Below are 12926 nucleotides of genomic sequence, written 5' to 3' on the forward strand. Positions count from 1 at the left end.
GGCCGCCGCGCCTTTTGTATTTACCGGATCGCGCAAGCCTGTTGCGCCAGGCGCGTGATCTCATCCCATTGCCGGCCGGCCACGGCCGCTTCGGGCGTCAGCCACGATCCCCCCACGCACTTCACATTGGACAAGGCCAGGTATTGCCCGGCATTGGCGGCATTGATTCCGCCGGTCGGGCAGAACACGATATCCGGCAGGGGGCCTTGCAGGGCCTTGAGCAGGGCGACACCGCCGACCGCTTCGGCGGGGAACAGCTTCTGCACCTTGAAGCCCTGGTCAGCCGCATACATGGATTCGGAAGCCGTGGCGATGCCCGGCAGGAAGGGGATGCCCGACGTCCGCGCCGCCTGCGCAATCTCGGCGGTCAGGCCGGGGCTGACCCCGAAGCGGGCGCCCGCGGCAATGGCGGCCTCGAGCTGTTTGGCGCTGCGCACCGTGCCGACGCCGACCAGGGCATCGGGCACCGACTGGCTGATCAGCGTGATGGCCTGCAGCGCGGTGTCGGAACGCAAGGTGATCTCCAGGCTGCGCACGCCGCCCGCCACCAGCGCCTGCGCCAGTTCCACGGCCGTGTCGATGTCCTTGATGACGATGACCGGCATGACGGGGCTCTGTTCGAGTAGTTCAAGTGCATTCATTGTTCATTGCTCGCTATAAGACGGTAAGGATTGTGGTTCAGGCATGGCGTGTTGTCCGGCGGCCTCATCCGGGCCGGACCAGTCCGGATGCCCGAAGGTGCCCGCGCCGGCTTCGGCGGCGTCGGCATGCAGGCGGAAGGAGGCGAACAGCTCGCGTCCGAATCCCGCCTGGTGGCCGCTGATGTCGACAGGGGCCGTTGCGCGCCGTGCCCAGTCCGCGGGGGCCAGCACACAGAGCTCGCCCGCGCCGGCGTCCAGCCGCAGCACATCGCCGTCCCGCACATGGGCAAGGGCGCCGCCGGCCAGCGCTTCAGGAGAAACATGGATGGCGGCGGGAACCTTGCCGGAAGCGCCCGACATGCGTCCATCGGTGACCAGGGCAACCTTGAATCCGCGGTCCTGCAAGACGGAAAGCGCCGGGGTCAGCTTGTGCAGTTCGGGCATGCCGTTGGCCTTGGGGCCCTGGTAGCGCACGACGGCGATGAAGTCGCGTTCCAGTTCGCCTCTATTGTATGCCGCCAGAAGCTCGTCCTGGCTGTCGAACACCGCGGCGGGCGCCTGGACCACCCGGTGCTCGGGCTTGACGGCCGATACCTTGATGACGGCGCGGCCCAGATTGCCTTGCAGCAGCTTCAAACCGCCGTCGGGGCTGAAGGGGTTGCTGACCGGCCGTATGACCTGGGTGTCCAGCGGAACGGGGGTGACCGGCCGCCAGGCCAGCCTGCCTTCGTCCAGATAGGGCTCCTGCGTGTAATGCGCCAGGCCGTCGCCGGCCGCGGTTTTCACGTCTTCGTGCAGCAGGCCCGCCTTGAGCAGCTCCGCGATGACCAGGCCGATGCCGCCGGCGGCATGGAAGTGGTTCACGTCCGCGCCGCCGTTGGGATAGACGCGCGCCAGCAAGGGCACGGCCGCCGACAGTTCGGAGAAGTCGTCCCAGTTGACGGCGATGCCCGCGGCCCGCGCAATGGCGACCAGGTGCAGGGTGTGGTTGGTGGATCCGCCTGTGGCCAGCAGTCCGACGATGCCGTTGACGATGGCTTTCTCGCTGATGACTTCGGCCACCGGCGTGAATTCTTCGCCCTGTGAGCTGATCCGCAAGGCACGCTGCGCGGCGGCGCGGGTGAGGGCTTCGCGCAGGGCGGTATTGGGCGGGACGAAGGCGCTGCCGGGCAGGTGCAGGCCCATGATTTCCATGAGCATCTGGTTGGAGTTGGCCGTGCCGTAGAAGGTGCAGGTGCCGGGGCCGTGATAGGACTGGGATTCGGATTCCAGCAGTTCTTGGCGGCCTATCTTGCCCTGGGCATACAGTTGGCGGGTATGGGCCTTGTCGCTGTTGGATATGCCGGTGGCCATAGGGCCGGCGGGTACGAAGATGGCCGGCAGGTGGCCGAAGGAGAGGGCGCCGATCAGCAGGCCGGGAACGATCTTGTCGCACACGCCCAGGAACAGGCCGGCGTCGAACATCTGGTGGCTGAGGGCGACGGCGGTGGCCATGGCGATGACGTCGCGCGAGAACAGGCTGAGCTCCATGCCGGTCTGGCCCTGGGTGACGCCGTCGCACATGGCGGGCACGCCGCCGGCGAACTGGGCGGTGGCGCCGGCGGCGAAGGCGGCCTGCTTGATGAGGGCGGGGTAGGAGGCCAGCGGCTGATGGGCCGAGAGCATGTCGTTGTAGGAGGAGACGATGGCCAGGTTGGGGCGGGCGGCTTCTTTGAGCCGCTGCTTTTCGGCATCGGGCATGGCGGCGAAGGCGTGGGCCAGGTTGGTGCAGCCCAGGTGGCTGCGCTCGATTTTCTTGCCGTAGGCGGCGCGGGAGCGGGCCAGATAGGCGGTCCTGGTTTTGCGGCTGCGGGCGATGATCCGTTCAGTAACGGTGTGGACGACGCTGTTCAATGCCATGGCGGTGGGCCCTCCGGATAAGTGGCTGACTTTTTGTATTGTAGTTTAACTACATATCCTGGGCAATATTGCTATTGGGATGTGTCGTTTTAATGAGCTTTCCTGTTTTGTGGAAAATGCTTTTCCTGTGTTTCTGACTTGGTTATTTGGCTTAATTATTTGGCTTTGTTTATTGTTATAAGGTGATAAGAGGCACTATCAAGGGTTGTATGGGCGAGGAAGATTATGAAGAGGCGGCGTCTATGGTTTGTCGACTAGAATGTGTATTTTATGTAGTTTTGCTATTTTTTTTAGTGGCAAAGGAGCCTTACGATCGCTCATATTCAGCAGTGCTTGGCGTGTTTTGATTTTGGTGCTTCCGTTTTTCTTTTTGGCTTGCTGTCTGTGATGATGGTGCTCGGTTCTTTAGGCTGGTGTTTGTTAAATGCGTGGATGTTTGAGTTCTTGCCCCGGCCCGCCTGCCTGGGCTCCATCCAGGCTAAGCGCATGCGGTCATGGCAAGCCATGACTCCCCGCCCGATTGCACGGCATCGAGGCGTCCGCGAACTCGCGGGTCGGACAGCCACCGGCTGTCCGAAAACGTCCCGCTCGAACAGCGCGTCCTTGCATCCTCGATGCCGCGCAATCGGACGGCGCATGCGAACCGCCTGGCCGGAGTCCAGGCAGGCGGGCCTGATGTGGGTGTCGTTCGTCCGTGATCGGGGTTGTGGCTAAACGGGCTCGTGACTAGGACCAGGGCTGAGGCTGAGGACGTAACTGCGACTGCGGTGGGCAAGGAGCCATATCATTGGGGGGCGGAGGAGAATGGCACGGCCTGCCTGCGGCCGCAAACGCGGTTCAAGGCCAGGGGCTGTTCCGGGGCTGGCCGAATAGTTTTTCGGCAATGAAGCCGGCGCTACGCTTGACCTCTTGCGCAAAGAAATCCAGCCGGTCTGCGCCGAAATGCTGGGCGGATCCGGAGACCCCGATGGCCGCCACCACATTGCCCATCCGGTCAAAAATGGGGGCGGCTACGCCATGCACGTCGGCTCGAAATTCGCCCCGGTTGATGGCGACCCTGGATTGGCGTATTTCTCTCATTTCATCCAGGAATTGTTCTTCGCTTTTTTGAGGCGCAAAATTCTTGGCCATCGACGCTTTATAGAGCTCCTTCAGCTCCGAGTCGCCTTTGAAGGCCAGCATGGCTTTTCCCGTGGCCACCTGGAAAGCGGGCATCCTGCCTCCGATCTGGCTGTAGGCGCGAACGGGGTTGTCGCTGTCTATCTTGTGCAGGTACACGATTTCCATTTCTTCCAGGACGGATAAATGGACGCTTTCCCCGGTCTGCTCCATCAGGCTTTGCATCTCCGCTTCCGCCATGGACCGCAAGGTGGCGTGGCGCAGCATGGCCGACCCCAGTTTCCAGAGCTTGATGGATGCAATGTATTTCGAGGATTCGCTTTGAAATGCATAGTTGGCCTGAATCAGGGTCTGAAGCAATCGATGTGTCTTGCTTTTGCCCAGTTCCAGGGCGGCGGCAATCTCGGTGAGCGACATGGGGCGATCGGCGTAAGCCAGGTAATCCATGACTCTCAAGCCGTCCCGCAGTGTGTTGTTCATGATGCTATTTTCTTATTTCGATTCTGTATTTTAGAATTATTGTTATAAGTTACGGAATCCATAGAATGATGTCTCCAGTTCAATTTCTATCCGGATCACAGAAAAGCGGGCATTTCCCTGTCCGTTCATTATAAAGAGGAGACACCATGATCATCACTACGCACAGGTCCCGCCGGGCAGGCCGCTCCCCATTGGGGCGCGTCACACGGGGCGCCGTTTTCGCCGCGGCCATCGGATGCTTCGCCATGTCGGCGATGTCGACGGCCAGCGCGGAAACATACCCCGACAAGCCGATAAACCTCATCGTCTCGTATCCCGCCGGCGGCAGCGTCGACGTGTCGGCGCGGATCCTGCAGGATCCCTTGTCCAAGGCACTGGGACAGCCGGTGGTGGTGGAGAACAAGGGCGGCGCGGGCGGCACCATAGGCACGGCGATCGTTGCCAAGGCGAAGCCCGACGGCTATACCCTGCTGATCACCTTGTCCTCCCACACCATCAATCCCGCCATCTACACCTCTTTGCCGTTTGATACCGAGAACGATTTCAGCCCGGTCTCGATGGTGGCCTCGGCACCGCAGATCCTGGTGGCCAACCCGAAATTCCCTCCGTCGTCCCTGGCGGAACTGATCGAGTACAGCAAGAAGCATCCCGACGAGGTTCCCTATGGCTCGGCGGGCACCGGTTCGCCCAGCCATATCGCGGGCGAGCTCTTCAAGATGAAGACGGGCCTGAACCTTACGCATATTCCTTACCGGGGCGGCGGGCCGGCCACGATCGACGTATTGGGCGGCACCATACCCTTGCTGTGGGTGTCTCTGCCCTCGGTTACGCAGCACATCAAAAGCGGCCGTTTGAAGGCGCTGGCCGTCTCGACCAAAGACCGCACGCCTGTTCTTCCCGATGTGCCGTCCGTCGCGGAAACCATCAGCGGTTTCAACGTCGATTCCTGGTACGCGATGTTTGCGCCGGCCAACACGCCTGCGCCGATTGTCAATAAAATACAGGCGGCCATTGCGGATGCGGCCAAAGACAAAAAAATACAAGAGGCGTTCCTGGCGCAGGGAGCGGTTGTGGTCGGCGGCACTCCCGCTGAGTTGGACCAGGTCGTGAAGACCGAGGTGCCCATGTGGAAGGCGCTTGCCAAGCAGGCGAACATCAAGATCAATTAACACTACCGGCCGGAAAAGGAAAATCCGGCCATATAGCTGCATAAAGGTACAAACAGCATGTCTAGCAAACCCCTGGCAGGAATAACGGTCCTGGAAGTATGTAATGTCGCGGCAGGCCCGTTTTGCGGAATGCTGCTGGCCGACATGGGAGCCGAAGTAATCAAGATTGAAAACCCGCAGGGCGGCGACACCCTGCGCAGCTGGCCCCCCCTGACCGAGGGCTATAGCGAGAATTTCGCCTCCCTGAACCGGAATAAAAAGTCGGTCACCGCCAATCTGAAAGATCCGGATGACACCGCGTTTGTGCTACAGCTGGTCGGCACGGCCGATGTGTTGATCGAGAACAATCGGCCCGGCGTCATGGACAGGTTGGGCTTGGGCTATGAGGCCCTCAAGAAAATCAACCCCCGGCTGGTCTACTGCTCGCTCTCCGCGTATGGCCAATCGGGTCCGCGATCCCAGGAAGGGGGCTTCGATCTCACCATGCAGGCGATGAGCGGGATCATGAGTGTGACGGGCACGCCCGACGGGCCCCCCGTCAAATGCGGGGTGCCGGTTTCCGACTTCGCCACCGGACTCTATGCCGCCTTCTCCGTGGTGAGCGCCTTGCGCCAGGCTGAAGCCGACGGCGCGGGGATGCACATCGATGTCTCCATGCTGGGCTCGTCTCTTGCCATCGCCGCGCTGCAAACGTCGGAATACTTCGGCAGCGGCAAGAATCCCCTGAAGCTGGGCTCGGCCCATCCCAGAAATGCCCCGTACCAGGTCTTCCGCTGCCGCGACGGCTATTTCGGGATGGCGGCGGGCAACAACGCTTTATGGAGCAACGTTTGCCACGCCATCGGGCGAACCGATCTACTGGGCGACAGCCGGTTTGGGTCGCCTAGCGACCGCGCCAGAAATCAGGGCGACCTTCTGACGATACTCGAAGATATTTTCGCGAGCGATGGCAGTGAGCATTGGCTGGAGGTCTTCAGGACGGCGGGCGTGCCTTGCGCGCCGATCAACAATTATTCCGAAATCCTCGCCGACCCTCAGGTGGAGCACATGGACTGGGTCCAAGAGCTCGAGCTGCCGAACGGACAAATGACGCGCAGCTTCATGTCGCCGATACGCCTGAATGGCCAGACCCAGGGAGCCCGGCTGAGGCCGCCGGCGCTGGGAGAGCACAATGCGGAGCTGAAAGCCGCTTTGGCCGCCCGGGAGCTGCAGGGTGAGTGATATTGAAATCGTCCAACACGACGCAACGGTGTTGCATATAAGGCTGGACCGGCCCGAAAAAAGAAATGCACTTTCATCGGAACTGGTCGAGGAATTGCACGGCGCGCTCGATGTGGCGCAGGAAAGCGCGGTGAAGCTCATTGTTCTGGAGGGCAATGGCAAGAATTTTTCAGCCGGCTTCGACTTCACGGGCATCGACGATGAGCCATTGGCTCAGATTTGCTGGCGCTTCGTCCGCATCCAGCAATTATTGCAACGGCTGGGAACGTCGCGCGTGCTGACTGTCGCCCTGGCCCATGGCCGAAACTTCGGTGCAGGCGCGGACCTGTTCGCCGCATGCAACTGGCGGGTATGCGCGCCGGATGCGACATTCCGCATGCCGGGCCTGAAGTTCGGCCTGGTGCTGGGCAGTACGCGGCTTGCCGATCTGGTCGGGGCGCAAAACGCCGCCCAGGTTCTGGACGGCTCGGAAACGTTCGATGCGGCCCAGGCTTACGAGATGGGGTTCGCTACGCGGATTTCAGAAAAATCCGATTGGCCGGATGTGCTGAAGGCGGCATCGGAAGTATCGGAAAACCTGAGCCCCGTGGCGCGCGGCCTGTTGTACGAGGCGCTGTCGGAGCACGACTACGATAGGGATATGGCTTTGCTGATCCGTTCGCTGTCGGTGCCGGGGCTGAAGGAGCGGATACAGGGGTATCTGGCCTAGCTGGTTTTCCTTGTTTGGTTTCGAGAAGATTTTGCTTCTTGCTTCCTGCTCGGTGGCTGCTTTGTCTTGGTGTGCGGGTTGTCTCGGGGTTGTCTGGTTCTTAAGCCGGCCCGTGTGCCTGGGCGCCAGCCAGGCTAGCGCATGCGGTCATGGCAAGCCATGACTCCCCGCTCGATTGCACGGAATCGAGGCGTCCGCGAACTCGCGGGTCGGACAGCCACCGGCTGTCCGAAAACGTCCCGCTCGAACAACGCGTCCTTGCATCCTCGATTCCGCACAATCGAGCGGCGCATGCGAACCGCCTGTCCGTCGCCCAGGCACACGGACCTGATGATGAGTATTAGTCAACCGCAGATCTCGAGATCTGGCTTTTAGTGGTGATGGTTGGCGATAACTGTGCCTTCCTCCATGTGGGCGCACGATATGTGAAGTCCCGCGAGCATGTGCTGGGGCTGGAGTCATGATGCATAGGCCAACAGTCAAGTAGCCAAGCACCCTTGGTAGTCAACGGTTCAATGTACGCAAGTGGATGGTCCCTGCCGCACAATTCGGAAGCCCGATATCCCGATTGACTACGATGCAGCCGCAGGTGGGCGGGTGTGGCGCGGGCAAGGCCTTCGGCAAGCGCCGCATGCTGACGAAGGGAAGCCGGGGGTGGTCGGCGGCCGCTGTCTGACCGGAGCGTAGCGGAGGGAGTTCGGCCGCCGCCCGGCTGGACGAGGCAGATGCGGGAAGTCGTGTCGCGTAGCGGCACGACCGCTGGACGGGCCGGACCGCGCCACACCCGCCCACCTGCGGCGTCTCGACAGCACAGATTCCAACGGTCCAAAATCCCGCGTCTCGACAGCACAATATCCCTCGGAACGCAGTATCCAGACAAGCGCAGAGCCCGGCCGCCGAAAGCGCAACCTATTCCGACAGCACGAAAAAACAGCGCGACAGAAGCAAAACGCCTCTGCGCGCCGCCGCGAGACAGGCAGGTGGAGCGCAGCTCCACCCACTCATCCCTTTACTTGATTTTGGCGTCCTTGATCAGCTTCTGCTGGAACTCGGCCAGCTGCTGCTGCCGCATCATCTCTTCGATCTGCGGCTTCACTTCGGCCAGTTCCGGGAACTTCACATCGCGCGTATCTTCAACCTGGATGATGTGCCAGCCGAATTGCGTCTGCACCGGCTTGTCCGTCATTTCGCCTTTCTTCAGCTTCTGCACCGCTTCCGCGAACTCCGGCACATAATTGGTGGCCGGACCCCAGCCCAGTTCGCCGCCGTTCTTGCCGCTGCCCGGATCCAGGGAATCCTTCTTGGCGGCCGCTTCGAACGTGACCTTCTTGGCCTTGATCGATGCCGTCAGGTCTTCAGCCGCCTTCTGGTCCTTCACCAGGATATGGCGCAGCTTGTATTCCTGCTTGCCGGCCTGCTCCTTCTTGATCTCGTCGTACTCGGCCTGTATCTTCGCGTCGGTGACGGGATTCTTCTTCAGGTGGTCGGCCATCAGCGCGCGCACCAGGATGCCCTGGCGTGCGAGTTCGATTTCCTGCTTGACGTCGGCCTGCTTGTCGATGCCCGCTTTTTCCGCGGCTTGCACCGCAACCAGCCGGTTGACCATTTCCTGCTTGACCTGGGTGCGCAGCTCGGGCGTGTCCTGTGCGCCTTGCTTGATCAGCAGGGCCACGAACTGATCCAGTTTTTCCTGGGAAATGGCCTGGCCGTTCACGGTGGCGACAGTCTGCGCGTAGACCGGCAGGGCAATTGCGCAGGCGGCGGCGAATACAGCGATTCGTTTCATGTAATTCCTTTAAGAGTTGATTTTGGCAACGATGGCCAAGGCATGAATGGGGTAAGGCATCAGGTCGTGGACGCGATCATACACAAGCCTATGGCGCGCCAGGGTGGACAGCCCTTCGAATTGTTCAGTCCAGATATGCAGGCGGAAGTGGCTGGCGCCGCCCTTGCTGCCGGCGTGCCCAGCATGCAGATGCGATTCGTCGATGATTTCAAGGTAGGTTGGGGCCAGCGGTGCCAGGCGCTCTTCCAGCAGTTTCATTCGATCTGTAGACATCAGGATCGATCCTTTGGTTCCCCGGCTCCTGTGGCGGCCTGGGGCTGTTCTTCCTTCATGTGCCTGCCCAGCCATATCGACTGTCCGATCACGAACAGCAGCAGCAGGGCCATGAGGCCGAATACCTTGAAATTGACCCATTGCGACTCGGTGAACGCGCCCGAGAACGCCACATACAGGTTCAGCGCGCCCGACAGCGCGAAAAAGGCCGCCCAGCTGTAGTTGAGCTTGTCCCAGATGGCGGCGGGCATGTCCACCTTGGCGCCCATGAGCTTTTGCATCAGGTTGCGGCCGAAAAACAGCTTGCCGCCCACCAGTATCGCGGCGAACAGCCAGTACAGCACTGTGGGCTTCCATTTGATGAAAGCGTCGTTATGGAAAAACAGGGTGGCGCCGCCGAAGACGACGATCACGGTCAGGTTGATCCAGTGCGTGGCCTCGATGGCCTTGCCCGTGGCCTTGAGCCAGATGAACTGGCCCACGCCCGCGGCGATGGCCACGGCCGTTGCGGTGAAAATGTCGGAAAACCTGAAGGCCAGGAAAAACAGAATCAGGGGAAACAGGTCGAACAGGAATTTCTTCATTTAGGCGGGCTCGAACTTCAGCGAAACGGAGTTGATGCAATAGCGCAGGCCGGTGGGAGGAGGGCCGTCGGGGAATACATGGCCCAGATGCGAGTCGCAGATATTGCACAGCACCTCGGTGCGCACCATGCCCAGCGAGGTGTCGGTCTCCTCGCGGACATTGGCAGGGTCGAGCGGCTCGAAATAGCTGGGCCAGCCGCAGCCGGCGTCGAACTTGGTGTCGGAGGCGAACAGCGGCGTGCCGCAGCCGACGCAGCGATAAATGCCGTGCTCCCGGGTGTCCCAGTAGCGGCCGGTGAACGGACGTTCGGTGCCTTTCCGGCGCGCAACGGCGTACTCCTCGGGCGTCAGTTCCGCACGCCATTGGGCGTCGGTCTTTTCAATTTTGTCCATATCTGTACCTATAGAAAAACAGGCGGGCTTTACCTGCCATGTTAATCGACTTTGCGCGGGGCAAGTGGTTCCCCTGGTCTTTTGAAATCTATTTTTTGACCTGTCTATGCAGGGAATCCCCTAAAAGACTTTGTATCCGTTTTTGTCGATAATTTCCAATCACCCGTCATAATCGCTAGAACCTTAAACTATCGCAGCCAAAAACGACTGTTTTTTGCCGGTCAAAAGTGATACGTTTATTTGGATAACGGGCTGGTTTTTGTATAACGTTAGATTCGCCACTTCCCGGGACGGCGAATGTCATGTCTACCATGGAGACAAGCAATGAATATTAATCAGTCAATTCGACTTTCGGTGCTGGCCGGCGCGATCGCCCTGTCCATGCCCTTGATGGCTTCGGCCCAGATCAAGGTCGGCATCACGGTCGCCAGCACCGGGCCTGCCGCTTCGCTGGGCATTCCCGAGCGCAATACCGTTGCCTTGCTGCCCACCGAGGTTGCCGGTCAGAAAATCGAATACATCGTTCTGGACGACGGCACCGACACCACGGTTGCCGTCAAGAACATGCGCAAGCTGATTACCGACGACAATGTCGACGTTGTGGTCGGAACCTCGGTGACTCCCGGTTCGCTGGCCATGGTCGACGTGGCGGGCGAAACCAAGACGCCCATGATCAGCGTAGCCGCCAACGCCAAGATCGTCGAGCCCGTCGAAGGCGCCCGCCAATGGGTCTTCAAGACGCCCCAGAACGACCAGTTGATGGCCGGCGCGCTGGCCGACGCCATGGAGAAGCAGGGCGTCAAGACCCTGGGCTTCATCGGCTACACCGATGCTTACGGCGAAGGCTGGCTCAACGTGATGACCGAGGCCGCCAAAGCCAAAGGCATCAAGATGGTCGCGGTCGAGCGCTATGGCCGCACCGATACCAGCGTAACGGGCCAGACCCTGAAGCTGGTGGCCGCCAAGCCCGACGGCATCCTGGTGGCCGGTTCCGGCACGCCGGTGGCCCTGCCTCAACGCGAACTCAAAAGCCGCGGCTACAAGGGCATCATGTACCAGACCCACGGCGCCGCCAACAACGACGTATTGCGCGTCTGCGGCAAAGACTGCAACGACATGATCCTGCCTGCCGGTCCGCTGCTGGTGGCCGACCAGTTGCCCGACAGCAACCCGGTCAAGAAAAGCGCACTCGAGTACAAAACCAAGTACGAAGCCAAGTACGGCGAAGGCACCATCAATACGTTCGGCGGCCATATGTGGGATGCCGGCCTGCTGATTTCCACGGCCATTCCCCATGCCCTGAAAACGGGCGCCAAGCCGGGCACAGCCGAGTTCCGCAAGGCCATGCGCGACGCCATCGAGCAGATCAAGGACCTGCCGGCTTCGCAAGGGGTGTTTTCCATGTCCGCCACGGATCACGCAGGCTTCGACAAGCGCGCACGCGTCATCGTCAAGGTGGTCGACGGCAAATGGACGTACCAGCCTGACCTGTAACACCGGAGCCGCATGCCGGCGCCACGCTTTCACGGCGCGGCCCGGGCATGCGCTTCACATCGATTCGTTGTAGGGGCGCAAGGCGTTTCTTGCGCCCCGACTTCTTGGTTTTCCGGAAATGGATACGACAATAGTACTCATACTGCTGCAGGATGGCGTCATGAACGGCGCCATTTATGCGCTGTTGGGCCTGGCGCTTGTGCTGGTGTTCGTGGTGACCCGCGTCATCTTCATACCGCAAGGCGAATTCGTCGCCTTTGGCGCACTGACGCTGGCCTTCATGGTGAATGGGCGCATCCCGGGAACCGTCAACCTGCTGCTCATCGTGGGCGCCTTGGTCTTCGCGGTCGAGCTCCTGGCCGCTCTGCGCAGCAGCAACTGGAACGGCATGGCCAAGACCTTCTCATGGTCTTTGCTGCTGCCGTTGGTGCTTTATCTGCTTGCCCCCTATATCGTCAGCAAGGACACCTCGCTGTGGATCAATGTCCTGTTTTCCATGGCCCTGGTCGTGCCGCTGGGACCCATGCTTTACCGCCTGGTGTACCAGCCGGTGGCCGAGGCCAGCGTGCTGGTGCTGCTCATCATTTCGGTGGCGGTGCATTTCGCGCTTACCGGGCTGGCCCTGGTCTTCTTCGGCGCCGAAGGCTGGCGCACGCCGCCCTTCATGGAAGGCGAAGTGCAAATGGGCGTGGTCAGCTGGTCGGCGCAAACCTTTTTCGTGCTGGGCACCTGCGCCTTGCTCATATTGGGCCTTTGGATATTCTTCGGCAAAACGCTGTATGGCCGCGCCTTGCGCGCCACGGCCGTCAACCGCCGCGGCGCGCGCCTGGTCGGCATCAGCACCAATATGTCGGGCAGCCTGACCTTCACCCTGGCCGCCGCCATCGGCGCCTTGTCGGGCATGCTGATCGCGCCCGTGACCACCATTTATTACGACACCGGCTTTCTGATCGGCCTGAAGGGCTTTGTGGCCGCCATCTTCGGCGGGCTCATCAGCTACCCCGTGGCGGCCGGCGGAGCCATCTTCGTGGGCGTACTTGAAGCATTTTCGTCGTTCTGGGCCAGCGCCTACAAAGAGGTCATTGTGTTCACGCTGATCATCCCCGTGCTGCTTTGGCGTTCCTTCGGCGCGCATCATGCCGACGATGAGGAGTAAGC

At 60.9% G+C, this 12926-nt stretch carries 12 protein-coding genes; 5 read left to right on the forward strand and 7 right to left on the reverse strand.

All coding sequences use genetic code 11. The features are described 5' to 3' along the window. Window positions 1-20 precede the first annotated feature (20 nt). The 3 genes from eda to OEG81_RS05330 all read right to left on the reverse strand — a co-directional run bounded on the left by eda (window position 21) and on the right by OEG81_RS05330 (window position 4139). The gene (gene eda / locus OEG81_RS05320; protein ID WP_264131671.1) at window positions 21-641 is read right to left on the reverse strand and encodes a bifunctional 4-hydroxy-2-oxoglutarate aldolase/2-dehydro-3-deoxy-phosphogluconate aldolase; all 621 of its coding nucleotides are present in this window, start codon (window positions 639-641) and stop codon (window positions 21-23) included. Window positions 642-644: 3 nt separating this feature from the next. Continuing rightward, complete coding sequence (gene edd, locus OEG81_RS05325; RefSeq protein ID WP_264131672.1) at window positions 645-2540, reverse strand: phosphogluconate dehydratase; 1896 nt, start codon at window positions 2538-2540, stop codon at window positions 645-647. Window positions 2541-3377: 837 nt separating this feature from the next. Beyond that, window positions 3378-4139 carry an IclR family transcriptional regulator gene (locus OEG81_RS05330; protein ID WP_264131673.1) on the reverse strand — a complete coding sequence of 254 codons (762 nt, stop codon included), beginning with the start codon at window positions 4137-4139 and terminating at the stop codon, window positions 3378-3380. A 146-nt stretch (window positions 4140-4285) separates the two neighbouring features. On the opposite strand from OEG81_RS05330, the gene OEG81_RS05335 reads away from it, so the two are divergent. The 3 genes from OEG81_RS05335 to OEG81_RS05345 are packed head-to-tail and all read left to right on the forward strand — an operon-like array spanning window position 4286 to window position 7238. Continuing rightward, window positions 4286-5308, forward strand: a complete 1023-nt coding sequence (locus OEG81_RS05335; RefSeq protein WP_264131674.1) for a Bug family tripartite tricarboxylate transporter substrate binding protein — start codon at window positions 4286-4288, stop codon at window positions 5306-5308. Window positions 5309-5365: 57 nt separating this feature from the next. After that, complete coding sequence (locus OEG81_RS05340; RefSeq protein WP_264131675.1) at window positions 5366-6529, forward strand: CaiB/BaiF CoA transferase family protein; 1164 nt, start codon at window positions 5366-5368, stop codon at window positions 6527-6529. After that, window positions 6522-7238: an enoyl-CoA hydratase/isomerase family protein gene (locus OEG81_RS05345; protein WP_264131676.1), complete on the forward strand. Its 717-nt coding sequence runs from the start codon at window positions 6522-6524 to the stop codon at window positions 7236-7238. The genes OEG81_RS05340 and OEG81_RS05345 overlap by 8 nt, the downstream gene beginning before the upstream one ends. 1009 nt (window positions 7239-8247) lie before the next feature. Here OEG81_RS05345 and OEG81_RS05350 read toward each other — a convergent pair. The 4 genes from OEG81_RS05350 to msrB are packed head-to-tail and all read right to left on the reverse strand — an operon-like array spanning window position 8248 to window position 10274. Further along, window positions 8248-9024: a peptidylprolyl isomerase gene (locus OEG81_RS05350; RefSeq protein ID WP_264131677.1), complete on the reverse strand. Its 777-nt coding sequence runs from the start codon at window positions 9022-9024 to the stop codon at window positions 8248-8250. 9 nt (window positions 9025-9033) lie between these two features. After that, on the reverse strand, window positions 9034-9297 hold the full coding sequence (locus OEG81_RS05355) for a BolA family protein (RefSeq protein ID WP_264131678.1): 264 nt from the start codon (window positions 9295-9297) through the stop codon (window positions 9034-9036). Beyond that, the gene (locus tag OEG81_RS05360) at window positions 9297-9881 is read right to left on the reverse strand and encodes a septation protein A (RefSeq protein WP_264131679.1); all 585 of its coding nucleotides are present in this window, start codon (window positions 9879-9881) and stop codon (window positions 9297-9299) included. Before OEG81_RS05360 ends, OEG81_RS05355 begins: the two co-directional genes overlap by 1 nt. Further along, on the reverse strand, window positions 9882-10274 hold the full coding sequence (gene msrB, locus OEG81_RS05365) for a peptide-methionine (R)-S-oxide reductase MsrB (protein WP_264131680.1): 393 nt from the start codon (window positions 10272-10274) through the stop codon (window positions 9882-9884). A 324-nt stretch (window positions 10275-10598) separates the two neighbouring features. Here msrB and OEG81_RS05370 point away from each other — a divergent pair, with 324 nt between their 5' ends. Next, window positions 10599-11768 carry an ABC transporter substrate-binding protein gene (locus OEG81_RS05370; protein WP_264131681.1) on the forward strand — a complete coding sequence of 390 codons (1170 nt, stop codon included), beginning with the start codon at window positions 10599-10601 and terminating at the stop codon, window positions 11766-11768. Between the two features lie 118 nt (window positions 11769-11886). Continuing rightward, complete coding sequence (locus OEG81_RS05375) at window positions 11887-12924, forward strand: branched-chain amino acid ABC transporter permease (protein ID WP_264131682.1); 1038 nt, start codon at window positions 11887-11889, stop codon at window positions 12922-12924. Window positions 12925-12926: the final 2 nt, after the last annotated feature.

The organism is Pollutimonas sp. M17, assembly GCF_025836975.1.
In the GTDB taxonomy this organism is placed as follows: domain Bacteria; phylum Pseudomonadota; class Gammaproteobacteria; order Burkholderiales; family Burkholderiaceae_B.

What these genes read in the sequence shown, in the direction of transcription:
- OEG81_RS05375 (WP_264131682.1), top strand. Translation starts at nt 11,887, where the DNA reads ATGGATACGACAATAGTACTCATACTGCTGCAGGATGGCGTCATGAAC.
- edd (WP_264131672.1), bottom strand. Translation starts at nt 2,540, where the DNA reads ATGGCATTGAACAGCGTCGTCCACACCGTTACTGAACGGATCATCGCC.
- OEG81_RS05350 (WP_264131677.1), bottom strand. Translation starts at nt 9,024, where the DNA reads ATGAAACGAATCGCTGTATTCGCCGCCGCCTGCGCAATTGCCCTGCCG.
- OEG81_RS05355 (WP_264131678.1), bottom strand. Translation starts at nt 9,297, where the DNA reads ATGTCTACAGATCGAATGAAACTGCTGGAAGAGCGCCTGGCACCGCTG.
- OEG81_RS05360 (WP_264131679.1), bottom strand. Translation starts at nt 9,881, where the DNA reads ATGAAGAAATTCCTGTTCGACCTGTTTCCCCTGATTCTGTTTTTCCTG.
- OEG81_RS05340 (WP_264131675.1), top strand. Translation starts at nt 5,366, where the DNA reads ATGTCTAGCAAACCCCTGGCAGGAATAACGGTCCTGGAAGTATGTAAT.
- msrB (WP_264131680.1), bottom strand. Translation starts at nt 10,274, where the DNA reads ATGGACAAAATTGAAAAGACCGACGCCCAATGGCGTGCGGAACTGACG.
- eda (WP_264131671.1), bottom strand. Translation starts at nt 641, where the DNA reads ATGAATGCACTTGAACTACTCGAACAGAGCCCCGTCATGCCGGTCATC.
- OEG81_RS05330 (WP_264131673.1), bottom strand. Translation starts at nt 4,139, where the DNA reads ATGAACAACACACTGCGGGACGGCTTGAGAGTCATGGATTACCTGGCT.
- OEG81_RS05335 (WP_264131674.1), top strand. Translation starts at nt 4,286, where the DNA reads ATGATCATCACTACGCACAGGTCCCGCCGGGCAGGCCGCTCCCCATTG.
- OEG81_RS05370 (WP_264131681.1), top strand. Translation starts at nt 10,599, where the DNA reads ATGAATATTAATCAGTCAATTCGACTTTCGGTGCTGGCCGGCGCGATC.